This window comes from Sphaerisporangium sp. B11E5 (genome assembly GCF_039871875.1).
Taxonomy (GTDB): Bacteria; Actinomycetota; Actinomycetes; order Streptosporangiales; family Streptosporangiaceae; genus Sphaerisporangium.
Genome location: NZ_JBDPMD010000028.1, coordinates 60,399 through 83,959, shown reverse-complemented (window position 1 = coordinate 83,959; position 23,561 = coordinate 60,399). Strand labels below are relative to the sequence as shown.

The window sequence follows — 23,561 nt, the reverse complement described above, 5'->3', positions numbered from 1 at the left end:
TGATCCTTAGGCGAACGGGAAGTTGATGATGCCCTTGGCGACCAGGCGGACGTACAGGTCGGCCAGCATGACGGAGTACATCGACAGCCATGCCAGCAGCATGTGGCGGCTGTTGAGCCGCGACACGAACGTCCACATCTTGTAGCGCACCGGGTGCTTGGAGAAGTGGTTGAGCCGGCCGGCCGTGATGTGGCGGCACGAGTGGCAGCTCAGGGTGTACGCCCAGATGAGCACCACGTTGACCCACAGGATGATCGTGCCGAGCCCGACGTGGCCCCAGTTGCCCTCGTGGTCGCGCAGCGCCAGCACCGCGTCCCAGGTGAGCACCAGCGCGATCAGCACGGCGCCGTAGAAGAAGTAGCGGTGGATGTTCTGGATGATCAGCGGCAGCCGGGTCTCACCGGTGTACTTCTTGTGCGGCTCGGCCACCGAGCACGCCGGCGGCGAGAGCCAGAACGCGCGGTAGTAACCCTTGCGGTAGTAGTAACAGGTGAGACGGAAACCGGCGGGCAGGCCGAGGATCAGGATGCCGGGCGGCAGCGTCCACCAGTCGCCGAAGGGAGCGAGGCCAAGGAAGCGCGCCCCCTCGGGACAGGAGGTCGCGAGGCACGGCGAGGAGAAGGGAGCGATGTAGGGCTCGACGAAGTAGCTGGTGTCGAAGATCGCCCAAAAGCCGTATACGAGGAACGACGTGAGCGCCGCGAATGTGATGGCAGGGGCCAGCCACCATCGATCAGTACGCAGGGTGCGGGCCTTGATCTGGGCTCGCTGCTTGCGCTGCGCCGGCTCGTTGGCCGGCCGACCGGCCGTTGTCTGGGTCATCGGAGAACTCTCCACCTCCGGCGGATCTCACCGTCCGGTGTACGGGAGATCCGGCTTTTCACGTGGTCGCTGGGTGCGTATCGCGCGCGTCTGTATCGCGCCGATCACACAGCCGCGCGCGTGCCGGTGGGCGTCTACGTTACGAGGCCTGAGACCGTGACGTGAGCATGGTCGATCACTTTTTCCGTTGACCAGGTGTGATTCCTGTCACTACGGAATCAGGCCCAGGGACGCTGGCCCGTCCTAGGTAGTTTAACGACGCTCACGAAGAAGTCGTCGATCTGGCGTACCACCTTGATGAACTGGTCGAAGTCCACGGGCTTGGTGACGTACGCGTTGGCGTGGAGATGGTAGCTGCGCAGTATGTCCTCCTCCGCCTCCGACGTGGTCAGCACCACCACCGGGATGCTGCGCAGGTCGGCGTCGGCCTTGATGTCCTCCAGCACCTCACGGCCGTCCTTGCGGGGCAGGTTGAGGTCCAGGAGGATCAGGTCGGGCCGCGGAGTATCGGCGTACTCGCCCTCCTGCCGCAGGAACCTCATGGCCTGCTCACCGTCGCTGACCACGTGGAGCTTGTTCTGCACCTTGTTGTGCTCGAACGCCTCCCGGGTCAGGAGCACATCACCGGGATCGTCCTCCACCAGCAGGACGTCGATGAAGCGGTACTCATTCATGCGGCTCTTCTCCGGGTAGCGCGGGCAGGGTGAAGCGGAAGGTCGTGCCTGGGTTGACGGGGTCCGGGTCGTCCAGCCAGATCTTGCCGCCGTGGTACTCGACGATCTTCCTGCACAGCGCCAGTCCGATGCCCGTTCCGGGATACACGTCCCGGGGGTGCAGGCGCTGGAATATCAGGAATATTCGGTCAGCGTACTTGGTGTCGATCCCGATGCCGTTGTCGGCGCACGCGAACTCCCACATGTCGCCCCGCCGCTCCACCGTGATGTTCACCTTCGGCGGCTGGTCGCTGTGGAACTTCAACGCGTTGCCGATGAGGTTCTGGAAGAGCTGGGTGAGCAGCACCCGGTTGCCGAACACCTCCGGCAGCGGATCATGCGTCACCGTGGCCCCGGTGTCCTCGATCTGCGCCGACAGGTTGCCCACGGCCGTCTCGTACACCGCGCCGGAGTTGACCGCGGCCTTCTCGCCGCCCACCCGGCCGACCCGCGACAGGTCGAGCAGATCGTTGATCAGAAGCTGCATGCGCTTGGCGCCGTCCACCGCGAAGACGATGTACTGCTGCGCCCGCTCGTCGAGCTGGTCGCCGTACCGCTGCTCCAGCATGCGGGTGAAGCTCGCGACCTTGCGCAGCGGCTCCTGCAGGTCGTGGCTCGCGACGTACGCGAACTGCTCGAGCTCGGCGTTGGACCGCCGCAGCTCCACCGCCTGGTCCGACAACTGCTGCTTGGCGTCGGCGGCCCGCCGCCACTCCCGCACGATGCGCCCCCGCATCGCGTCCACCCGGCCCGACAACTCGGCCAGCTCGGCCGGCCGGTCCACGGTCATCGGCCGGTCGAAGTCGCCGCCCGCGATGGCCCGCACCTCGCTGGTGAGCTTGGAGATGGGGCGCAGCACCACGTACCGGACGATCAGCGTGAAGGCGATGGCCGTCGCGATGAGCACCACGCACAAGCCGATCAGCACGTAGTACAGCGTCTGCCAGCCCTGCTCGAGGAACGCGCTGCCCCGGGCGTGCAGATCGGACAGGTTGGCCTGCTGTGCCGCCAGCGAGGCCTGCACGGCGCGGAACCGCGCGCCGTTGACGTTGGCGAACTCCGCGGCCGTCTCCGTCTTCAGCCGCGGCACCGCGGCGATCACCGCGTCGGCGTAGTCACGGTGCCAGGCGGCGCTGGTCTCCTTCAGCCGCGCGAGGTTCGTGCGGGCGAGGGCCACGCGGGGCGAACTCCCGGGCAGCTTGGCGATCAGCCGGTCCAGCTCCGCCACGGCCGTGGCCTCCCGGGCCATCGCCCCCCGGTAGTCCTGCAGGTACTGCGGGTCGTTGGTGCGCCCGTACGTCCGCACGGCCGTCTCCTGCGCGGTGATCGCCGTGGAGACCTCCAGCGTGCGCAGCACCGCCGGGTCGATCACGTCGATCACCGCGTCCCGCGCCAGCCGCGTGACGTTCACCGCCAGCACGGTGAGCCCCGCCGCGGCGACGAAGAAGACCACGGCCACCGCGCCGACGATCAGGAACCACCGGCGCAGACGCCAGCGGCCGAGACCCCTGGGCGGTGCGGGGGGAGGCAGGGGGGCGAGCTCGGTCATGGGTCACTGCCGTCTCCGGCCGACCAACACGGCGGCCAAGTCGTCGTTCAAGGCGTTCTCGTGCATCTCCTGGACGGCGGTGATGATGCGGTCGAGATCGATCTCGCCCTGTTCGCGGATGAGGCGGATCAGCCCCTCGGTGCCGAGGAGGTCGGGGCCGCCGCCGACGGTGGCCTCGATCAGGCCGTCGGTGTACAGCAACATCGCCCAGTCGTCACCGAGGGGCAGGTCGATCGTGGTCCAGTCGACGTCACCGAAGATGCCGAGCGGCGGCCCGGACGGCGTGCCAGGCACGAGGTCCAGCACGCCACCGCGCACCCCGCCCCGCACGAACAGCGGCGGCGGGTGGCCCACGACGTGCAACTGCGCGTGCCGCAGCTCCGGATCGATGGTCACCGAGCACATCGTCGTGAAGATCTCCGGCGACTTGCGCTCGTGCCGCAGCACGGTCTCCAGCGTGGTGAGCAGCTCGTTGCCCGTGTGCCCCGCCAGCACCAGCGTGCGCCACGCGATGCGCAGCGCGGCCCCGAGCGCCGCCTCGTCCGGCCCGTGCCCGCACACGTCACCGATCACCACGTGCACCGCGCCGTCCTGGGTCTGCACGGTGTCCCAGAAGTCGCCCGCCAGCAGCGCCTGCCTGCGTCCGGGCAGGTAACGGGCCTGGTGGAAGAGCGTCTCGCGGGTGTGCTCGTCCCGCAGCATGGGCACCGGGAGCAGGCCGCGCTCCAGCCGGGCGTTCTCGCTGCTGCGGTGCTGCGCCTCGGCCAGCTTGCGCTGCGTCAGGTCCGCGCGCTTGCGCTCGATGGCGTAACTGATGGCCCGGCCGAGCAGCCGGTCGTCCACGTCCTGCTTGATCAGGTAGTCCTGCGCACCCGCGGCGACCGCCTCGACGCCCATGTGCGCGTCGTTCAGGCCGGTCAGCACGAGCACCGCGGTGTCCGGCGCCATGGTCAGCACCTGGCGCAACGCTTCGAGGCCGGAGGCGTCCGGGAGGGAGAGGTCGACCACGACGCAGTGCACGTCGTCGGTCAGCCGTTCACGGCTCTCGGCAAGGGTGCGGGCCCAGATGATCTTCGTCGGCTCCGGGGAGCCGGAGAGAAGCTCCTCCACCAGGAAGGCGTCACCCGCGTCGTCCTCGATCAGGAGGATGGTGAGCATCTCGGCCGGGGCCGCCGGCGGGCCAGGCGAGAGCGCGGTCACTGGTCCCTCTTGTGAAGTGTTGGCCTGTTGCCCTGCACCATATAAGGAAAGCAGTCCGGCCGCATGGTCACCCGTAACCATGCCGTAAAGGGGGTAAGCATCGCGAATACGGTCATGCCCGTGCTAATCAGAATCATTCCATTGCCAGTCCGGCCAGGCCGACACCCTGCGGCAACGACCCTTGCTCTGCGGCCTCCGACAGATAAGAAAGCAGGGTAGCGCGAAAGGCCTGGGCCGCCCGGGTGGGTTCCACGTCCTTGCGATGAGCGAGCGCTATCGTGCGCCGAAGACCCGGCGGCGCCAACGGCACCCCCGCCAGCCCCGGCCTGCCGTCCAGCACCATCGACGGCACCACCGCCACCCCGAGGCCCGCCTCCACGAACCGCAGCACGGCGTCCATCTCCCCGCCCTCGACGGCGAACCGCGGCTCGAACCCCGCCTGACGGCAGGCGGCGAGGGTGGCCTCGCGCAGGTCGTACCCCCGGCGGAACATCACCATGGGCTTGCCCCGCAGGTCCTCGATCCGCAGGTACCTGGCGCGCGGGTTCGGCTTGACGGCCGCCGGCCCGGCCGGGGAGGCGACCACCAGGCTCTCCTCCAGGATCTCCTCGGTGATCAGCGACGGATCACTGCTGTGCAGCGGCAGGATGATCAACGCCAGGTCCAGCCGCCCCCGCGCCAGATCGCCCACGAGATCCCGCGACCCGCCCTCCTCCACGATCAAATCGATCCCCGGATAATCCCGGTGATACCGCGCCAGCGCGTCCGCCAGCAACCCCGCGCACAACGACGGCGTCGCCCCCAGCCGCACCCGCCCCCGCCGCAACCCCGCCAGCTCCGCGACCTCCCGCCGCGCCGTGTCCGCATCCGCCAGCATCCGCCGCGCCAACGGCAACAACGCCTCCCCGGCCGGCGTGAGCGTCACATTCCCCCGCGCCCTGCTGAACAGCCGCGCCCCGAGCTCCGTCTCCAACGCCTTGATCTGCTTGCTCAACGACGGCTGCGCCACCCGCATCCGCTCCGCCGCATGCGTGAAATGAGCCGTCTCCGCCACGGCCACAAACGACGCAAGCTGCTGCAACTGCACGCCTCACAGCGTACGGCGGCGCCCCCCAAGATCCCCTCCGTCCTCACCCTCCGTCCTCACCCCCGGCTCTCGCCGGGTCCGGTCCCCCTGGGGCGACATGTCCCGGCGCGTGCCGTCCGCGATGTGAGATTCCTCGCACCGCGCGTTCCCTTGTGCACCCGCTCCGCCCCCGAGCCACGCTGCATAGCCGACGGCTATCGAAACCAGGCCCGTCATGACTTGGACGGCGCCGTTTCCCCTGCCTACCGTCCCGATACGTGACTTCCATCATCGAGAGGGGCAGGGCCACCGCGGCCGTGCCGGCCCCACCCCCAGCGCCCGCTCCCGGCCGGCCCAGTGGGCGCCGGGCCGCGCACCGCTCGTCCAACGGCCAGAAAGCCGTCATGGCGATCTCCGGCGCCGTCCTGGTCCTGTTCCTCGTCGGTCACATGCTGGGCAACCTCAAGATCTTCTTCGGCGCCGAGTCGTTCAACGCGTACGCCGAATGGCTCCGCACCGTGGGCGAGCCCGCCCTCCCCGGCCGCACCATCCTCACCCTCACCGAGATCGCCCTGGTGGCGGCCGTACTCCTCCACATGGCCTCAGCCGTGGCACTGGCCAGGCGAGCCGCCAAGGCCCGCCCCGTCAAGTACGCCGCCCGCCGCCGCCCCCAGGCCCGCGGCTACGTCGCCCGCACCATGCGCTACGGCGGCGTCATCATCGTGCTCTTCGTCATCTGGCACCTGCTGGACCTCACCTTCGGCGTCGTCAACCCCGAAGGCTTCACCGCCACCCCGTACGACCGCGTGGTGGAAGGCTTCGCCCCGTCCCGCTGGCCCGTGACCCTCTTCTACGTGGTCGCCCTGGTCATGGTCGGCCTGCACCTGCGCCACGGCCTGTGGAGCGCCTTCCAGACCCTCGGCCTGGCCCGCGGCCGCACCCGCCACCTGCTGAGCGTCTCCGCCGCCGCCCTCTCCGCCGTGCTGGTGCTCGGCTTCCTGTCCGTCCCCTTCGCCGTGCTGATCGGGGTGCTGAAGTGAACTACACGACCGGTGACCCCATCAGGGACACCAAAGCCCCCGAAGGCCCCATCGAGGACCGCTGGGACAGCCGCCGCTTCAACGCCCGCCTCGTCAACCCGGCCAACAAGCGCAAACTCCACGTCATCGTGGTCGGCACCGGCCTGGCCGGCGGCTCCGCCGCCGCCACCCTCGGCGAACTCGGCTACCAGGTCAGCTCCTTCTGCTACCAGGACTCCCCGCGCCGCGCCCACTCCATCGCCGCCCAGGGCGGCATCAACGCCGCCAAGAACTACCGCGGCGACGGCGACTCCATCCACCGCCTGTTCTACGACACCGTCAAGGGCGGCGACTTCCGCTCCCGCGAGTCCAACGTCTACCGCCTCGCCCAGGTCAGCGTGAACATCATCGACCAGGCCGTCGCCCAGGGCGTCCCCTTCGCCCGCGAGTACGGCGGCCTCCTCGACACCCGCTCCTTCGGCGGCGCCCAGGTCTCCCGCACCTTCTACGCCCGCGGCCAGACAGGCCAGCAACTCCTCCTCGGCGCCTACCAGGCCCTGGAACGCCAGGTCGCCGCGGGCACCGTGAAGACGTACACCCGCCACGAGATGCTCGACCTGGTCGTCAGCGACGGCCGCGCCCGCGGCGTCATCGTCCGCGACCTCGTCACCGGCGAGATCGAGACCCACCTGGCCGACGCCGTCGTCCTCGCCACCGGCGGCTACGGCAACGTCTTCTTCCTCTCCACCAACGCCAAGGGCTGCAACACCACCGCCATCTGGCGTGCCCACCTGCGCGGCGCCTACTTCGGCAACCCCTGCTACACGCAGATCCACCCCACTTGCATCCCGGTCAGCGGCGACTACCAGTCCAAGCTCACCCTGATGTCGGAATCCCTCCGCAACGACGGCCGCGTCTGGGTCCCCGTCCGCGCCGGCGACGACCGCCTCCCCGGCGACATCCCCGAGGCCGAGCGCGACTACTACCTGGAGCGCATCTACCCGTCCTTCGGCAACCTCGTCCCCCGCGACATCGCCTCCCGCGCCGCCAAGAACGTCTGCGACGAGGGCCGCGGCGTGGGCCCCGGCGGCCTCGGCGTGTACCTCGACTTCGCTGACGCCATCACCCGCCTCGGCCGCCCCGCCGTCGAGAAGAAGTACGGCAACCTCTTCGAGATGTACGAGCGCATCACCGGCGAGGACCCCTACACCCGCCCCATGCGCATCTACCCCGCCGTCCACTACACGATGGGCGGCCTGTGGGTCGACTACGACCTCCAGTCCACCATCCCCGGCCTGTTCGTCATCGGCGAGGCCAACTTCTCCGACCACGGCGCCAACCGCCTCGGCGCCTCCGCCCTGATGCAGGGCCTGGCCGACGGCTACTTCGTGTTGCCCACCACCATCGGCGACTACCTCGCCGACGGTCCCTTCGGCGACGTCCCGCAGGACGCCGTGGACGAGGCCCGCACCCAGGTGACCGACAAGATCACCCGCCTCATGTCGGTGAACGGCACCCGCACCGCCGACTCCTTCCACCGCGAACTCGGCCGCCTCATGTGGGACCTCTGCGGCATGGAACGCACCGACGAAGGCCTCCGCAAGGCATTGGAACGCATCCCCGAGCTCCGCGAAGAGTTCTGGCGCGACGTCAAGATCACCGGCACCGACGAAGGCCTCAACCAGTCCCTCGAGCGTGCCGGCCGCGTGGCCGACTTCTTCGACCTCGCGGAACTAATGTGCCTGGACGCCCTCCACCGCACCGAATCCTGCGGCGGCCACTTCCGCGCCGAGTCCCAAACCCCCGAGGGCGAGGCCCTCCGCGACGACGACAACTTCGCCTACGTAGCCGCCTGGGAACACGGCGCCGACGGCACCCCCGTCCTCCACAAAGAAGCCCTCACGTACGACTACGTCAAGCTCACCCAGCGCAGCTACAAGTGACCCATCCCAGGAGCCTTTCGTGAACCTCACCCTGAAGGTCTGGCGCCAGTCCGGCCCCGCCGACTCCGGCCGGATGGTGACGTACCACGTGGAGGACGTCTCCCCGGACATGTCCTTCCTGGAAATGCTCGACGTCCTCAACGAACGCCTGACTCTGACCGGCGACGACCCCATCGCCTTCGACCACGACTGCCGCGAGGGCATCTGCGGCATGTGCGGCATGGTCATCAACGGCGTCCCCCACGGCGAACAAAAAGCCACCACCACCTGCCAACTCCACATGCGCCACTTCAACGACGGCGACACCGTAACCATCGAACCCTGGCGCGCCGCCCCCTTCCCAGTAATCAAAGACCTGGTGGTGGACCGCAGCTCCTTCGACCGCATCATCCAAGCCGGCGGCTACATCAGCATCCCCACAGGAAGCGCCCCCGACGCCCACAGCATCCCGGTGAAGAAAGACGCCGCCGACGACGCCTTCGACGCCGCCACCTGCATAGGCTGCGGCGCCTGCGTAGCCGCCTGCCCCAACGGCTCCGCCGCCCTCTTCACCGCCGCCAAGGTCACCCACCTGGGCAACCTCCCCCAGGGAGCCCCCGAACGCGACACCCGCGTCGTCGCCATGGTCGACCAAATGGACCTGGAAGGCTTCGGCGGCTGCACCAACACCGGCGAATGCACCGCCGTCTGCCCCAAGGGCATCTCCCTGGACGTCATCAGCCAGATGAACCGCGACTACCTGAAATCAGCCCGCTGACACTCGGGGGCGGGGAGTATCTGTCCCGCCCCGGAAATGGGCCTCGCTCCGCTCGGACTGTGTTTTATTCAGGGCCCTACCGGGCCAACCCCGTGCCGTCCGAAGCGCTGCTGTACACAGCAGGGAGTCAAGCCATCGGGTGTCGAGCAAGGTAGGGAGTCGACCGTCATGATCGTGAAGACAGCCCGAACCAACCACTCTTGATGCCATGAACGAAAGCGGCCCACTCGGTAGAGGAGCACGCGAGAAAAGCCGAATCAAGCGTCTTGGAGTCACGGACAGCGACTGATACACCAAGATGTGCGATCTCAACGCAGGCACCGTTCTGCTGACTGCGTGTGCTCTTCCGCCATACGAAGCCGGATGCACCATAGCTAGGCATCAAGATCCGCCTTTCACCGAGCATTTGAGCTCCTGCAGCGCTGCGTTGAGCATATCTCTTGTATCCCTGACGTTGAGTGCTTCGGCTCTCAGATGATCAAACGCAGTGGCATAGTGCCCGACTTCGCCTGCCTCGTCGACGTACATGTTTCCGGCGATGGTCTCCATGTAGACGACGTCAAGATCACTCGGCTGAGGAAAGCCCAGCACGGTGAAGGGGCCGATCATGCCGGGATGCGCGCCGAGCCGGAAGGGCAGTACCTGAATGGTGATCTTTGCTTGCTCAGATGCTTCGAGGAGACGCCGAATCTGGGCGCAGAGAACCTCCCGCCCGCCGACAGGCCGATGAAGCACCGCCTCGTCAAGGATCACCCAGAGTTGAGGGCGATCGGGCGCGTCCAAGATCTTCTGTCGCGTCATCCTCACCTCGACGCGACGCTCGATCTCATCATGATCGAGCTCTAGGGGACCACTTGTCATCAAGGCGCGAGCGTAGTCTCTCGTCTGCAGCAACCCGGGGACGACGGCCAGCTCGAAGGAACGGATCGAAGCAGCCTCAGATTCCAGGCCGATGTACACCTGGTAGTGGCTGGGAAGAATGTCGCGGTACGCGTACCACCAGCCGTGCTTACGAGCGTTCCGCGCGAGCTGAATAAGGGCATTCTGGTCACTTTCCTCGATTACCCCGTACAGCCCTAGAAGTGTGCGTACGTCGTTTGGGTGTGGGCTGGTACGCCCTGTCTCGATGCGGAAGACCTTGGTGTGATGCCAGTCGAGTCGTTCCGCCACATCCGCTTGCGTCATCCCAGCCGCCTCACGTAGGCGTCTCAACTCGCTGATCAGTTGTCTTCCGCGAACGCTTGTACTGTGGCCGGCCGGCATCGAAACCACTCCTCGTGACCCAAGTGCAGGATTCCAACATGCAGCCCTGCATTCTCGTGATATCTAGAAGACGTTACTGCTTGAATCGTAGCGACCACAGAGCGTGCCGGTGCTCGATCGCTGCTGGGCGTCCTCGAACGGACGGAGGTCTCTCATGCAAGCCAGACGACGAGCTCTGCGTAGAGGACGTCACCGAAGAGGCGCACCCGTCAGTGAAAGGACCGACAGAACCTGGGACCTCGCAGAGCAGAGCACGGCCAAGCACCTAAGCCAGCTGCATCCCGGCTGGGTGATCTGGTACGGCGTCGGAACGCGCCGCTTCTACGCCGTCGCCGCCTCGCGACCCACCAATCCCTTCATCATGCAAGCCTGCACCGCCGACGAACTGCTCCACCGCATGCGCGCTGCGGTAGCACCCAACCTGCCTGCTGCTCGTCCGTCCGCTCCCCGAGACCAGCACTACGAGCGCGCTTCCAATCGGACCCCCACCCACCTGCGAGGAGCCCCCATGCCTGAAACGCCGGACGGTCTGCGTACCGTCTGCTGGGATCTGCCCAACAGTCTCGCCATGATCGCCGGCGCCAGACGACTGGTGAGAGATGCCCTCACCGCATGGCATCTACAGGCACTGCTAGATGACGTCGTCCTCGTGGCTGGCGAGCTTCTGGCCAACGCCGTCAGCCATGGCGAACCCCCAATCCGCCTCTCCCTATGGATAACCCCTGACCTCTTCTGCCTACGCGTGACCGACCACGGCCCGAACCTCCCCCGCCCCCTCCACCTCGACCCCGAGTCCCTCCACGGCCGAGGCCTCACCATCGTCGCCGCCCTCGCCCCCTCTCACGGCGTCACCCTTATCCCCACCGGCCCAGGCAAAACCATCTGGGCAAGCTGGCCAATCCCACCCACCTCCTTGCCCCCAACTGAAGCTCGCATCCCACATCAACACACCATCAGCCGAGACACGCAATCACTGCCACCCCATCCCACAGACCGACAAACGCAGATCGGATGAAACCACCACGACAGGTCTGTCTCCGTACTGGCGACACGCCGGTGCCAAAACTGAGCAGCCCTTCGTTAACTCAGTCGAATATGGCCAGCCAAGTAGCGGGGAATCGCCACACTAGACCTTGGCACCGCATACACGCCGCAGGGAGCTCTCCCAACGGCACTGCATCGAATGGGCGAAATGTCCGATCCTCTTAAACTCATGAAAATCCGCCCCTGTCCCGGATAGACACCCAGGTCAACGAGTGTGCTCCCCGCGCACGCGGGGATGGTCCCCTCACGGTGGGCACGGGAACGTTTCGAATCTAGTGCTCCCCGCGCACGCGGGGATGGTCCCCATTCGGCGCCAACCCGGCAGCTAGCCGTTACGTGCTCCCCGCGCACGCGGGGATGGTCCCTCGGGCAAGTCGGGGTCGTTAGGGCGTTCGGAGTGCTCCCCGCGCACGCGGGGATGGTCCCGGACGGTTGTACCGCGGGTCGTTCCGCATCGAGTGCTTCCCGCGCACGCGGGGATGGTCCCGCGGCCGTCCTGAACGACGCCGGGTGAGAGTTGTGCTCCCCAGTAGGCGGGGATGGTCCACGCCACCCAGGATGAAGCCGGCGCCCTTACTTGGTGCTCCCGGCGCACGTAGAGATAGTCCCGATGACCTGGCGGCCAGCAGCTTTGGAATGAGAATTACTCCGTGTGCGGAGGATGGTTGTTGGGAGACGTCTGTCAGGACTTGCTTGTTGTGCTTTCCAGGTCTATGAGAACGTTAGGTGGAACTGGTCCTTTTCTGTGTTGTGGAGCGGGTGGCTACTTTTGTTAGGTGGTTCTGGAAGAGGTGGCCTAGGGTTTGCATCATCGACAGGAGGTCGTGGGCCATGGCGCGTTTGGAGTGGGGGGTGTGGTCTGCGGTGGGGGCGGGGGCGCGGGAGCGGCCGTAGCCTCTGAGGTCGGGGCAGATCACGGTGAAGCCGGCGGCCTTCAGGCGGGGGGCTACGCGGTGCCAGGTCGCGGAGGTTCTTGGGTGGCCGTGCAGGAGGAGGAGTGGGGGGCCGGTGCCGCCGTGGCGGACGAAGACGGACGATTCCTTGAGGTGGATCGTTTCGGTGGTGAAGTCCTCGAACATCGGCGGTGCTTTCTGTAGGTGGTGTCTGGTGTTGGATGCCCTCGGGCGGCCACTGAAACGTCAAAGGAGGCGTGGGGGGACAGGTGTGGGCATACGCTGCGACATGGTTCACAACCTAGAGTTATCGGTTGATAACTTTTTGTGAATGCCGGGGGAGGTCAATGGGTAGAGATCGTTTCGACTGCAGCACTTTCACCGGGGGGAACATTCATGCGTCGACTCTTCGTCGCGGCTGCGACGGCCGCACTGTTCGGGCTCGGGATCTTCCCGGCGCATGCCGGGGCCGGGGCGGGGGCGTCGCAGGGGTATGCGGCGGACTTGCCGGGGGAGACGGTTCGTCTGGCCGAGACCGTCGATCTGCTGACCAAGCCGATGGTCGCGTGGGTGGACATTCCTTTGGAGGTCACTCTTCCGCAGCCCGGGAGTTACGCGCTCGACGCGAACATTCATGGGCGGATCTGGGGGAAGCCTCCGATCAACACGATCATTCTGGCGCGGCTCTTCAACGTCACGACGAACTCGCCTGTGCCGGGCAGTACCAGGATGATCGATCATCTCGCCGACCAGAACGCGGCGGCCGCGGAGATCGGGCGGCGGGCGACGGCCTCGATCAGTGAGGACATTCTTGTCAGTGCGCCGACGACCATCCGGGTGCAGGTTCTCTGGAACAACCTCGAGGGTTCGGCCAGTATCGCCCAGATCGTCAACGACGAAGGTGGTACGGCCTCGCTTCGTTACCTACGGATCTAGCGGGTCGTGGAGCGGCCCGTCCTCCTGTGGTCGATCGCGGGGGGGCGGGCCGCTTCGCCATGTCGAGCATCCGGCATCGCTTGTTGTTCCGATGTTGATCGGTGGCGGATTTGATGGGCTCGTCAGGGGAGTGCCGACAGTTCGGAGGACGTCGATGGCCACTTCGCAGCCCTTGCCGGAGGATGTCGTCTTCGCGGTGGCCCGGCAGGCGCGGCCGGTCAATCGGACAGTGGATCTCGGGGGGATTCAGGTCGCCGTCAAGCATGGGGACGTGGCGGGGTGGACCGACGCGCAGGTGACCGATTCGCTGGCGCGGGTGTTCAAGGCGGGTGGGCAGGATCCGGCGCTCGCGGGGGAGCTGCGGGATCGGCAGTTGCGATTATGGCTGTTGTACGCGACGAACATGCTGCTCGGGAATCGGGAGGGCGCGGGGGCGGGGTTCGACGTCAAGAGGGCGCTGGTGTGGTTGGTGGAGAACGTTCGGCGTGTGGTGCCGGTCATGCCGTCGGCGACCGGGCGGGAGTTCGAGCTTCTGGTGCTCGGGCGGACGGGGTGGTTGCGGGCGGCGTTGAAGGGGAAGGCGGCGCGGCTCACCGAGGGGGAGCGGGAGCAGGTCGGTGGCTGCTACGGGGTGGCGGGGGGAGGTGGGGCGCGGGGGCAGGCGCGGGCGCTGGACGCGGAGCTGCTCCGGGCGGAGTTGCTGCCGAAGTTGTACCGGCATCTGGGGGAGCACATTCTGCAGTGGCGGCGGCCACAGGATGTGCCGGCGAAGTATCAGCGGCTGGAGGACTTCAGGGCGATCGCGGAGCTGGCGCAGGCCACGGCGTGGGAGAGGCTTCAGCCGTTCGCGGCGGCCAATGAGAACAGTCCGTTCTTCACCGGGTTCACGTATTTCGAGAACGTCTACGACAAGACGCGGGCGATGCCGGCCGAGGGCGACGTCGTCAAGCACCTGATGAATCGTGCGCATCTGATCGGGGGGGACGCGTCCACGGGCCCGTCGATCTTCACACGGGCCGGGTACGACGGCGGCGGCGTGCCGGAGCACAGGAAGCTGCTGTGGGACATGCTCGGGGAGTGGGCCGGTCAGAACGAGAAGAACAGGACGCTCGCGCTCTTCTTCTGTCAGCACATCGGGTCGAACTCCCACGGGGACGCGGAGGGCGGCGGGATCGGGCTGGTCACCGAGTTCAAGGCCGACAGGCCGCAGTCGGCGCATCGGTGGGAGCTGGTGGAGACGATCGTGCATGAGATGGTGCACAGCCTGCTTCACCCGGACGTCAAGGCGAAGGCGGGCAGGGTGGGGAGGCCCCTGGTGGTTCTGGAGGGGTTCATCGAGGTGGTCACCAGGGAGGTGTTCAACGCGATGGTCGACAACGCGGGTCCGGACACCGTGCAGCGGCTCATGATCGGGGTGGAGGGCGAGCTGGTGGCGGCGACGAGGAAGACCACCCTGGGGTACGAGGAGAACGGCAGGCACGCCGACGAGGTCTTCAGGATCGTCGGGCGTGAGCGGTTCCTCACGGCCTTCATGACCGGGGACACCGCGTTGCTGGCGCTGCCCGTCTGAGCCTGGATCCACGGCGTGAATTCTCGTGATCATTCTCCGGTCCAATTCCTCCGCGAGGGCCGGTTCGGTAGGTGGGGGCCGTGTTTCGGGTATGGGAGGCCCGCCGCGCGTGGGTCGCGGCTTGTCCGGGTGGCACGGGCCGGGGGCGGGGGGTGTGCCGGTGCGCGTGGTGACCGTCACGGTCGTCGGGTTGGAGGCGGTGACCAAGAGGGGTGGGGTGGGTCAGGCCACGTGGGCGGGTGGCGGGTGATGGACGGCGTCGAAGGCGTTCAGCCATGCCTGCTGCCAGCGCCAATGCTGTGGCAGATGCAGGATTAGGTGGCCGCGGCCGTGTCGGGCCAGTCGGGCGGGCACGATGATGGGGTGGCGGCGCAGTGTGGCCCCACGCGCACGGGCGTGGAAGGCGCCGGCCAGGCAGCCGAAGGCGCGCGGCAGGTTGTGCGTGATCGCCGCGCAGGTGAGCCAGGCGGCATTGGCGGTGAACTTCCCCGAGGGGAGATGAGCGAGTGGCCCGTCGATCAAGTCCACGTTGACCTGCTCCATCATCGCGTGATCACGATGCTGCTCCTCCGCCTGCACCAGCGCATACGGACTGTCGGTGAAGATCGCGTGGTAGCGGTGGGCGGAAAACAATTCGTCCTGTCCGCGCCGAGCCTGCTCATTGAGCCGCCGGACCCTGCGCACGATCAGCCGGGCGGTAACGGCCTGGCCCTTCTTGCTGGTGAACGCGGTGTAGTCGACCTCGGCGGTCTCCGCATCGGAGATCCACCCGCCCGCTTGGTCGTCGAAGACCGCGTTCGGATACTTGATCGGCGTCCACCCGCTCTCGTCGATGCCCGCGATCGCTGCCTTGATCTTGGGGTCCATCTTCGCGGTGATGGAAAACCGCGCGTCACGCTCGCGGCAGGCGCCGATGACGTCGGCGCTGTAGAAGGCCGAGTCGCCGCGCAGCACGAGGGTGCCGCTCGCGCCCGTCTGCCGGGCCGGTGACCAGCACCAGGACCCGGTCGCGTGCGGCGTCGCCGAGCAGCGCGAGCCCGTCGTGGAGCAGATCTGGGTCCGCGACCTCACCTGAACCCCCGGGCGCGCCCGGGTGGACGCGAACAACCGGGCGCGCACGGATTACTCGCTCAGCCCGATCCGCGCGTGCAGTCGCAGCAGGGGGCCGGGCGCCCACCAGTTGGCCTGGCCCGCGAGCCGCATGAAGGCTGGCACCATGATCGCCCGGATGATCGTGGCATCCACCAGGATCGCCACCGCCATCCCGACGCCGAGCATCTGCACGAAGGAGACGCCCGCGGTGACATAGGCCGCGAAGGAGATCGCCAGGATCGCACCGGCGGCGGTGATCAGCGGAGCGCTGCGCTGGAGCCCTGCCGTGACGGCGGCGGCGGTGTCGCCCGTGCGGTCGTACTCCTCCTTAATCCGCGACAGCAGGAACACCTCGTAGTCCATCGAGAGCCCGTACCCGATGCAGAACATCAGGATGGGAATGCTCGGATCGAGGGTGCCCGTCGCGGTGAAGCCGAACAGGCCCGACAGGTTCCCATCCTGGTAGATCCACACGAGCGCGCCCAGCATCACCGACAGGCTCAGCAGGTTGAGCACCGTGGCCTTCAACGGGATCAGCAGGCTTCCCGTCATCAGGAACAGGATGACGAACGTCACCACGAGGATCAGCCCGAGCAGCAGCGGGAGCCGGTCCACCACCGCCTGCCGGTAGTCGCCGAGCTCTGCTGGGTAGCCGCCGACTAGCACCTCGAACGGTGCCGCCTGCGCCCGCACGTCCCGCACCAGGCCCACCGGATCACTCTCCATCAGCTCCGCGGTCGGCACCACGGACAGCCAGGTCCCCTCGTCGCCCTGGAACCGCCCGGGATCGCCGTCGCCGACCCGCTGCCCCCCGGCGTAGGATCCCGCCGCCGAGTCCACCTGGGCGACCCCGGGCAGCCGCGACAGCGCGGCCGCGTAGCCGGGCACCCCAGCCGCGTCGGCGGCCCCGGCGGAGACGACCTGCAGCGCGTCGCTCTCCTCCGCGGGGAACTCCGCCCGGATCACCTCGGAGGTCTGCCGCGCCGGCGCCGAGGTGGGCAGGATACGATCGTCTGCGACGCCGAAGTTCAGCCCGAGGAAGGGCGAGCCGAGCAGCAGGAGCACCACCGTCGCCACTCCGCCGAAGATCAGCGGCTTGCGCATGACGCGCGTGGCCAGGCCGCGCCAGAACGTGCCGTTCTCCTCCTTCGTACGGCGGGGCAGCACCCGGTCACCGATCGCGGCGAGCACCGCGGGCAGGACGATCATGGCACCGACCACTCCCCCGATGACCACCGCGATCCCCGCGTAGCCGAAGGACCGGAAGAAGTCGAAAGGCATCAGCAGCAGCACCGCGAGCGAGGCCGCCACGGTCACCCCACTGAAGATCACCGTACGGCCTGCCTTCTCGACGCTTCTGGCGACCGCCTCGTGCCGGTCATGGCCCAGCCGTACCTCCTCGCGGAACCGCGAGACTATGAACAGCGCGTAGTCGATGCCGAGGCCGAGGCCGAGCGCCAGCGTCAGGTTGAGCGCGAAGGTGGAGACATCGGAGTAGAGCAGCGGCAGGCGGATCAGGGCCAGCGAGACCACCATCACGAAGACGCCCAGCACGATGGGCACCACGGCCGCCACCAGGCGGCGCAGGAAGATCCAGAGCAGTATGAACACCAGCGGAAAGATCACCATCTCGGCCCGCACGAAGTCCTGCCTGGCCAGCGGGACGGTCTGGCGGTAGACCTCCTCCCCGCCGCCCGCCTGAACGGTGATCGTGTCGTCGCCTCGGGTCACCTCGGGGATGATTCGCGGCAGGATCTGTCCCCTGACCAGGTTGGCGTCCCCCGGGATGCGCGCGAGCACGAGCGCGTGCGCGCGGTTCTCGCTGCGCAGCGTCGCGGGGGTGCCCCGCGACCAGTAGGAGGCGGCCTCGGCCACGCCGTCGAAGGCGGCCAGCCGGCTCGTCAGCTCCCGGCCGGCGGCGGCCACGGCGGGGTCATCCACGTTCCCGCCCCTGGCGGTGACGAGCAGGACGAGGTCGGCACTACCCGTGCCGAACCGCTCGGCCAGCTCGTTCTGCGCCTGGTCGGACTCCGAGCCCGGCGCGTCGTACCGGGCGAGGGACAGCCCGCTCACGGTGCCGGCCGCCAGCGCGCCCATGACGACCGTGCCGAGCAGGGCCAGGATCATCACCAGGCGGCGGCGCCGTACCAGCAGGTAGCCGAGGCGGCGCAGCGGGGGCACCGGCGGCGCGGCCACCGGAGGGGCATGGGTGCGGACGGTCATCTTGATCAACCCCGAAGTCGGTAAACTACTCGCATTTAGCGTCGGAACCAGAAATACAAGTAAAAGCTCGCATTTGTCAACGTGGACGGTGATCCGTGGTCGAGACACGAAAGCCTGTACGCCGCCAGGCGCGCGGCCTCAAACGCATGGAGGAGATCCTCGACGCGGCGGAGGAGGTGATCGCCGACATCGGCTACGCCGAGGCGACCACCAACGCGATCGCCGCGCGAGCCGGGATGTCGCCGGGCTCGCTGTATCAGTTCTTCCATAACAAGGAAGAGATCCTGGAGGCCCTGCTCGCCCGGTTCACCGACGGCAGGTGGCAGCACTGGAACGAGCGGCTGACGGGCGACGTGACGCGGATACCGCTGCCCGAGCTGATCGACCAACTCATCGATGAGATCGCCGACTTCAAGGGCAGCCGCCCCGCCTACTGGGCACTGCTGCACGGCTCGGCGACCGGCGACCGCCTGGCCTGGGCCTCCGAGCAGCTCCACGCGGACATCGCCACGCGCGTCGCGCAGGTCCTCTCGATACGCGCCCCGCACCTGGACCAGGAGCGCTGTCTCACGCTGGCCACCATGTCGCTGGCGACGGTGAAGGCGGTCATGCCGCTGGTCGCCTCGGCGCCGCCGCAGCGCTCCGCCGAGCTCATCGCCGAGCTGAAGACGATGCTGGTGGGCTACCTGACCCCCGCACTCGGCGAGTAAAGGGCGGGTTGGCGCTCGCCACGTTCTCGCCCACCCGCCGTCCAGACCGCAGCGCTCGGCCAGCCGCATCACCGACACCAGCCCCGCATAGGCGACCAGGTGCTCCTCGTCGAAGATCGCATGGGTCTTGGCCGGAGCATGAAAGACTTTCGTGTCAGATTCGGCTCGGTGGATCCAGGCTGAGGGACGGGGGTGTCACCTGCGGGATGCCAGGGGGAGGTTCGGTTCCCTCTACCATGATCCGCGAATTATGGTCCGACGTTAAAGGGAGCGGTCGTGTCGGGGCGTGAGCGGGTGCGTGCCGTTCTGGAGATGCCGGTCGTGCAGCGGGCGGTCATCGCGGTGATCGTGCTCAACGCGGTGACGATCGGGATGGAGACCAGTCACTATCTGATGGACCGGGTGGGAGGGGTGCTGCACCTGGTCGACCGGGTGGCACTGGCGGTGTTCGTCGTCGAGCTGGTGGCGCGGCTGTACGGGTACGGGCGGGAGTTCTTCCGGGATCCGTGGAACTGGTTCGACACCGTCATCGTGCTGGTGGCGCTGGTGCCGGCGTCGGGGCCGACGTCGGTGTTGCGGGCACTCCGGATTTTGCGGGCGCTGCGGCTGGTTTCGGCGGTGCCGAGCATGCGGCGGGTCGTGGGCGCGTTGCTGGCGGCGGTGCCGGGGATGGCGTCGATCATCGGGCTGCTGGTGCTGATGATCTACATCGCGGCCGTCATCGCGACCAAGTTGTTCGGGGACATCGTGCCGGAGCGGTTCGACGAACTGCCGCAGTCGTTGTTCACGTTGTTCCAGATCATGACGGGGGATGACTGGGGGAACGTCGCGCAGGACGTGATGGGGCACCGGCCGTGGGCGTGGGTGTTCTTCATCGTGTACATCCTGATGTCGACCTTCGTGGCGCTCAATCTGTTCATCGCGGTCGTGGTGAACGCGATGAACGACGCGGAGCCGTCGCCGGCGGAGAACCGTGCGCAGTCCGATCTGGACGTGATGCGGCAGGAGCTGGCGGCGGTGAACGCCAAGCTGGACCAGATCCTCATGCGGCAGCACGCCCCGGACCAGCGGTGACGTGCGCGGACAGCGTCCCTGTCCTGTGTTGATGGTGAACGTCACCGCTGTCCGTGTGTATGCCATCTTCATGGCTTTTGGGCCCCGGGGCCCAAAAGCGATTGTGAATTATCGTCTCACGATTTGGATTTGCGGGGATATTACTTTGCCAGTAACGCTGGCTTAACTCCATGATTGACGAGTAATGGGGTGATAGTTACCTACGGGAGGAGCCCCTTTGTCATTACGTATCAGGCGTCTGACGTCCGTCATGGTCGCCGCGGGCCTGGCCGTCGGCATGCTGGCGAGCCCGGCGCACGCCGTCTTCGACCCCATCGGCACCGAGGCACAGGCGCCGTACGCGCAGCCGGTGGACGCGAACGTGCCCAAGCGGGGGTGCACCACGACGCTGTCGGACCCGACGAACGCCTCGTCCAGCATCCCGGCCGTCCAGGTGATCTACGCCTGGCATGACGGCAACGGGAACAACTACGCGTCCTACGCCGAGCGGATCGCCAAGATGGTCGACCGCATGGACTGGATGCTCGACGAGTCGACGAACTACGACCAGCACATCAACCTGAGCTGCCGCACCGGCTACGACACCAGCACCTACTCCGGGTACGCCCAGGCGCTCGTCATACCGGTGAAGATCCCGAACGGCGTGATCAGCGGCGAGACCCCGCCGGACGTCATCGCGAACGACCTGGCGGCCGCCGGTTACGACAACGCCAACCGCAAGTACGTGGTGTTCGAGGACTTCAACGGGACCGCGACGGCGCACTGCGGCCCGGTCTGCGTGGCGACCACCGACGACTGGGACGCCGCCACGATGATGCACGAGCTGATCCACCTGTACGACGTGGACCACGCCAAGGTGAGCGAGGTGCCGAACACCTTCTCGCTCAACGACATCATGATCAGCCAGTACAACGACTGGCAGCTCGACCAGGAGTTCAACACCTATTACGACCCGAGCGAGACCACGGCCTCGTTCTACACGTCCAGCTATCCGGACACCCGTTACCTCAACCTGGCGAACTATTCGATGTTCACCACGCCCACCTGCTGTGACGTGGGGTACAGCAACGATCTGCTGACCGCGCAGGAACGCACGATCGAGGGGCAGACGCCGTACAGCAGCCCGTCCGGCTTCAGCGTCACCGGTGGCGGCTGGATGCAGGTCACGCCTCCGGGGCCGGACTCCGGCACCTCGGCCCGGTACTACGACGGCCGCCGTTCGCTCACCATGAACGTCCAGTCGTGGGCCGACGGCCTCGTCTCGGTCACCCGAAAGCCCGCGGTGACCGCAGGCCAGCGCTACAAGTTCTTCGCCCGCCTGACGACCGGAACCTCCGGCAACGTCAAGCTGCGCATGTCCTGGTACAACTCCTCCAACACCCTGATCTCCAACAGCGACAGCTCCCTGTACGCCCTCACCACGGGCTGGCAGGAGTACTCCGTCTCCGCCCTGGCCCCCACCGGCGCGACGTCCGTCCAGCTCTCGGTGGTCAGCCCGTCGGGCCAGACCTTCGCCTACATCCTGGACAGCCTCCAGCTCAACCACTGCAACAACGGCAAGACGACCGACGGCTGCCGCCTGAACGGCTGACCGCGCGCTTCCCGGCACCCGTCCACCGGCCAGGTGGGCGGGTGCCGTCACGTGCCGGCGGGCAGGAGGCGCTGCACCATCGTGTCGATGAGCGCGCCGAGGTCGTGGGGACGGAGCAGGCCGGGGACGGTGAGGTCGTCCAGGATGAGGCCGAGCATTCCGAGGTAGAGCAGGATCATGCCCTGGGCGTCGCCGGGGAGGCCGGCGCCGAGGTGGAAGTCGAGGTTGCCGTTCAGGTCGGCGGTGAGGAAGGCGGTCAGTTCGGACCGGAGTTCGGGGCGGCGGGTGGCCTCCAGGCGGAGTTCGAGCAGGGCGAGGTGGCTGCTGCGGTCGGCGCGCATGCGGTCCATGAGCTGGTGCATGAGGGTTCTGACCAGGTCGTGGGTGGGTTCCGCGTTCATGGTGGCGGCGAGGGCCTCGGGGTCGGGGGTGAGGCGTTCGCGGGTGCGGGTCATGGTCTGGGAGAGCAGGTCGGCGCGGTTGGTGAAGTAGTTGGAGGTCGTGCCGGTGGGGACGCCGGCCTCCTTGTCCACGGCGCGGAGGGTGAGGCCACGGGAGCCCTCCCGGGCGAGGACCTCGATGGCGGCGTCGAGCAGGGCGGTGCGGCGGGCGGGGTTCTGGCGCATGGACGGTCTCCGGAAAGCACGTTGACACCACTGCAGGTGCAGTACTAAGTTCAAACCACTTCAACCACAGTACCTCAATCGCAGTGCTCAAGGAGAAGGTGTATGCGAAAGCTCGTCTACTACGTGTCCGTCACCCTCGACGGCTACATCGCCGGCCCCGGCGGCAGCTTCGACTTCTTCCCGTTCGCCGACGACCTCGCCGCCGTCATCGTCGCCGAGAACCCCGAGACCATCCCCGTCCACGGCCGCGGGCCCCTGGGGATCGCCAACGCCTCCAACAAGCGCTTCGACACCGTCCTCATGGGCCGCCACACGTACGAGGTCGGCCTCCCCGCGGGCATCACCAGCCCCTACCCGCACCTCACCCAGTACGTCGTCTCCCGCACCCTCACCGCGACCGACCCGGCCGTGGAGGTCGTCACCGACGCGTCCGCCACCTTCGTCCGCGACCTGAAATCCCAGGAAGGCCTGGACATCTGGCTCTGCGGTGGCGGCAAACTGGCGGCCACCCTCCGCGACCAGATCGACGAGATCATCATCAAACGCCACCCCATCGTCACCGGCTCCGGCATCCCTCTGTTCGACGGCCCTTTCGCCCCCGCCTGCTACGCGCCGGCCTCGGCCCGCGACCTCCCCTCCGGCGTCACCATCACCACCTACACCAGGAAGCCGACTCGATGAGACCCGAGGCGGGCGCGATCCGCCGCGGCGAGCCCTGAGCGGTGCAGGATGGCAGGCATGGCCTATCTGGACCCCGGCGATCCTCTCGCCGTAGCAGTGACGGGTGCGATCCGCGGTGGCGACGTCGAAGGGCTGCGGCGTCTGCTGCACGAGCATCCCGGGCTGGTAGCCGTGCGTCTTGGTGCTGAGGGCGGGGTGTCCCGCACGTTGCTGCACGTGGCCACCGACTGGCCCGGACATTATCCGAACGGCCCCGAGGTCGTGAGGACGCTGGTGGGGGCGGGTGCCGACGTGGAGTCCCGCTTCGAGGGGTCGCACAGGGAGACCCCGCTGATGTGGGCCGCGAGTGCCGACGACGTCTCCGTCCTGGACGCCCTGCTCGACGCGGGCGCCGACATCGAGGCCCGCGGCGCCGTCATCGCCGGCGGCACCGCCATGTCCGACGCCTGCGCTTTCGCCCAGTGGAACGCCGCCCACCGCCTCCTCCAGAGAGGCGCCACCACCACCCTGTGGGAATCCGCCGCCCTCGGCCTCATGGACCGCGTGACCGCCCACTACACCGAGGGCACCCCGCCCTCTGAGGACACCACCCGTGCCCTGTGGGCCGCCTGCCACGGCGGCCGGCGCGCCCCCGCCGAATACCTCCTCACCAAGGGCGCCGACCTCAACTGGGTCGGCTACGACGACCTCACCCCCCTGGACGCCGCCCATCGAGCCGGCGCCACCGCCCTGACCACCTGGCTCACCACCCAGGGGGCCCGCTCGGCCGGCGACCTCGCCTGACCGCCA

Annotated in this window: 20 protein-coding genes, 1 pseudogene and 1 CRISPR repeat array; of the genes and pseudogenes, 10 read left to right on the top strand and 11 right to left on the bottom strand. The window is 67.6% G+C overall.

Going from position 1 to position 23,561, the window contains the following annotated elements:
• Window positions 1-6 precede the first annotated feature (6 nt).
• The 5 genes from ABGB17_RS23795 to ABGB17_RS23775 all read right to left on the bottom strand — a co-directional run bounded on the left by ABGB17_RS23795 (window position 7) and on the right by ABGB17_RS23775 (window position 5,371).
• Window positions 7-822 (bottom strand): hypothetical protein, encoded by an 816-nt coding sequence (locus ABGB17_RS23795; protein ID WP_347633142.1) that lies wholly within the window; start codon window positions 820-822, stop codon window positions 7-9.
• 218 nt (window positions 823-1,040) lie between these two features.
• The gene (locus tag ABGB17_RS23790; protein WP_347633140.1) at window positions 1,041-1,496 is read right to left on the bottom strand and encodes a response regulator; all 456 of its coding nucleotides are present in this window, start codon (window positions 1,494-1,496) and stop codon (window positions 1,041-1,043) included.
• A complete protein-coding gene (locus ABGB17_RS23785; protein WP_347633138.1) occupies window positions 1,489-3,084 on the bottom strand; it encodes an ATP-binding protein in 1,596 nt (531 codons plus the stop codon). The genes ABGB17_RS23790 and ABGB17_RS23785 overlap by 8 nt, the downstream gene beginning before the upstream one ends.
• Before the next feature lie 3 nt (window positions 3,085-3,087).
• Window positions 3,088-4,284, bottom strand: coding sequence for a SpoIIE family protein phosphatase (locus ABGB17_RS23780; protein WP_347633136.1), 1,197 nt, complete (start codon window positions 4,282-4,284; stop codon window positions 3,088-3,090).
• A 133-nt stretch (window positions 4,285-4,417) separates the two neighbouring features.
• Entirely contained in the window at window positions 4,418-5,371 is a 954-nt protein-coding gene (locus ABGB17_RS23775; protein WP_347633134.1) for a LysR substrate-binding domain-containing protein, read from the bottom strand.
• 257 nt (window positions 5,372-5,628) lie between these two features.
• On the opposite strand from ABGB17_RS23775, the gene ABGB17_RS23770 reads away from it, so the two are divergent.
• From ABGB17_RS23770 to ABGB17_RS23760, 3 genes are read left to right on the top strand one after another with little or no spacing between them, the layout of a single operon-like run.
• Window positions 5,629-6,390 (top strand): succinate dehydrogenase cytochrome b subunit, encoded by a 762-nt coding sequence (locus ABGB17_RS23770; protein WP_347633132.1) that lies wholly within the window; start codon window positions 5,629-5,631, stop codon window positions 6,388-6,390.
• Window positions 6,387-8,312, top strand: coding sequence for a fumarate reductase/succinate dehydrogenase flavoprotein subunit (locus tag ABGB17_RS23765; protein WP_347633130.1), 1,926 nt, complete (start codon window positions 6,387-6,389; stop codon window positions 8,310-8,312). The genes ABGB17_RS23770 and ABGB17_RS23765 overlap by 4 nt, the downstream gene beginning before the upstream one ends.
• Before the next feature lie 19 nt (window positions 8,313-8,331).
• Window positions 8,332-9,069: a succinate dehydrogenase/fumarate reductase iron-sulfur subunit gene (locus tag ABGB17_RS23760; RefSeq protein WP_347633128.1), complete on the top strand. Its 738-nt coding sequence runs from the start codon at window positions 8,332-8,334 to the stop codon at window positions 9,067-9,069.
• A 166-nt stretch (window positions 9,070-9,235) separates the two neighbouring features.
• On the opposite strand, the gene ABGB17_RS23755 is transcribed toward ABGB17_RS23760, so the two are convergent.
• The 3 genes and pseudogenes from ABGB17_RS23755 to ABGB17_RS23745 all read right to left on the bottom strand — a co-directional run.
• Entirely contained in the window at window positions 9,236-9,451 is a 216-nt protein-coding gene (locus ABGB17_RS23755; RefSeq protein ID WP_347633174.1) for a DUF397 domain-containing protein, read from the bottom strand.
• Entirely contained in the window at window positions 9,451-10,332 is an 882-nt protein-coding gene (locus tag ABGB17_RS23750; protein ID WP_347633126.1) for a helix-turn-helix transcriptional regulator, read from the bottom strand. The genes ABGB17_RS23755 and ABGB17_RS23750 overlap by 1 nt, the downstream gene beginning before the upstream one ends.
• 1,258 nt (window positions 10,333-11,590) lie before the next feature.
• Window positions 11,591-11,923: direct repeats of the CRISPR family, unit length 23 nt; unit sequence CCCGCGCACGCGGGGATGGTCCC.
• Between the two features lie 244 nt (window positions 11,924-12,167).
• A pseudogene (locus ABGB17_RS23745) lies at window positions 12,168-12,455 on the bottom strand (alpha/beta fold hydrolase); the annotation flags it as partial.
• A 210-nt stretch (window positions 12,456-12,665) separates the two neighbouring features.
• Here ABGB17_RS23745 and ABGB17_RS23740 point away from each other — a divergent pair.
• Both ABGB17_RS23740 and ABGB17_RS23735 read left to right on the top strand, forming a co-directional pair.
• Window positions 12,666-13,205 carry a hypothetical protein gene (locus ABGB17_RS23740; protein WP_347633124.1) on the top strand — a complete coding sequence of 180 codons (540 nt, stop codon included), beginning with the start codon at window positions 12,666-12,668 and terminating at the stop codon, window positions 13,203-13,205.
• 154 nt (window positions 13,206-13,359) lie between these two features.
• Window positions 13,360-14,775, top strand: a complete 1,416-nt coding sequence (locus tag ABGB17_RS23735) for a hypothetical protein (protein ID WP_347633122.1) — start codon at window positions 13,360-13,362, stop codon at window positions 14,773-14,775.
• 222 nt (window positions 14,776-14,997) lie between these two features.
• Here the strand turns inward: ABGB17_RS23735 and ABGB17_RS23730 are convergent, their stop codons facing one another.
• Window positions 14,998-15,729, bottom strand: a complete 732-nt coding sequence (locus tag ABGB17_RS23730; RefSeq protein ID WP_347633120.1) for a transposase — start codon at window positions 15,727-15,729, stop codon at window positions 14,998-15,000.
• Between the two features lie 168 nt (window positions 15,730-15,897).
• Window positions 15,898-18,090, bottom strand: coding sequence for an MMPL family transporter (locus tag ABGB17_RS23725; protein ID WP_347633172.1), 2,193 nt, complete (start codon window positions 18,088-18,090; stop codon window positions 15,898-15,900).
• Window positions 18,091-18,185: 95 nt separating this feature from the next.
• Between ABGB17_RS23725 and ABGB17_RS23720 the strand changes: the two genes are divergently transcribed.
• The 3 genes from ABGB17_RS23720 to ABGB17_RS23710 all read left to right on the top strand — a co-directional run bounded on the left by ABGB17_RS23720 (window position 18,186) and on the right by ABGB17_RS23710 (window position 21,465).
• Window positions 18,186-18,800, top strand: a complete 615-nt coding sequence (locus ABGB17_RS23720; protein WP_347633118.1) for a TetR/AcrR family transcriptional regulator — start codon at window positions 18,186-18,188, stop codon at window positions 18,798-18,800.
• A gap of 276 nt (window positions 18,801-19,076) precedes the next feature.
• Window positions 19,077-19,874 (top strand): ion transporter, encoded by a 798-nt coding sequence (locus ABGB17_RS23715; RefSeq protein WP_347633116.1) that lies wholly within the window; start codon window positions 19,077-19,079, stop codon window positions 19,872-19,874.
• A 217-nt stretch (window positions 19,875-20,091) separates the two neighbouring features.
• On the top strand, window positions 20,092-21,465 hold the full coding sequence (locus ABGB17_RS23710) for a hypothetical protein (RefSeq protein ID WP_347633114.1): 1,374 nt from the start codon (window positions 20,092-20,094) through the stop codon (window positions 21,463-21,465).
• A gap of 47 nt (window positions 21,466-21,512) precedes the next feature.
• Here ABGB17_RS23710 and ABGB17_RS23705 read toward each other — a convergent pair whose 3' ends face one another.
• Complete coding sequence (locus tag ABGB17_RS23705) at window positions 21,513-22,091, bottom strand: TetR family transcriptional regulator (RefSeq protein WP_347633112.1); 579 nt, start codon at window positions 22,089-22,091, stop codon at window positions 21,513-21,515.
• 102 nt (window positions 22,092-22,193) lie between these two features.
• On the opposite strand from ABGB17_RS23705, the gene ABGB17_RS23700 reads away from it, so the two are divergent.
• The gene (locus ABGB17_RS23700) at window positions 22,194-22,772 is read left to right on the top strand and encodes a dihydrofolate reductase family protein (RefSeq protein ID WP_347633110.1); all 579 of its coding nucleotides are present in this window, start codon (window positions 22,194-22,196) and stop codon (window positions 22,770-22,772) included.
• A 57-nt stretch (window positions 22,773-22,829) separates the two neighbouring features.
• On the top strand, window positions 22,830-23,555 hold the full coding sequence (locus ABGB17_RS23695) for an ankyrin repeat domain-containing protein (protein WP_347633108.1): 726 nt from the start codon (window positions 22,830-22,832) through the stop codon (window positions 23,553-23,555).
• Window positions 23,556-23,561: the final 6 nt, after the last annotated feature.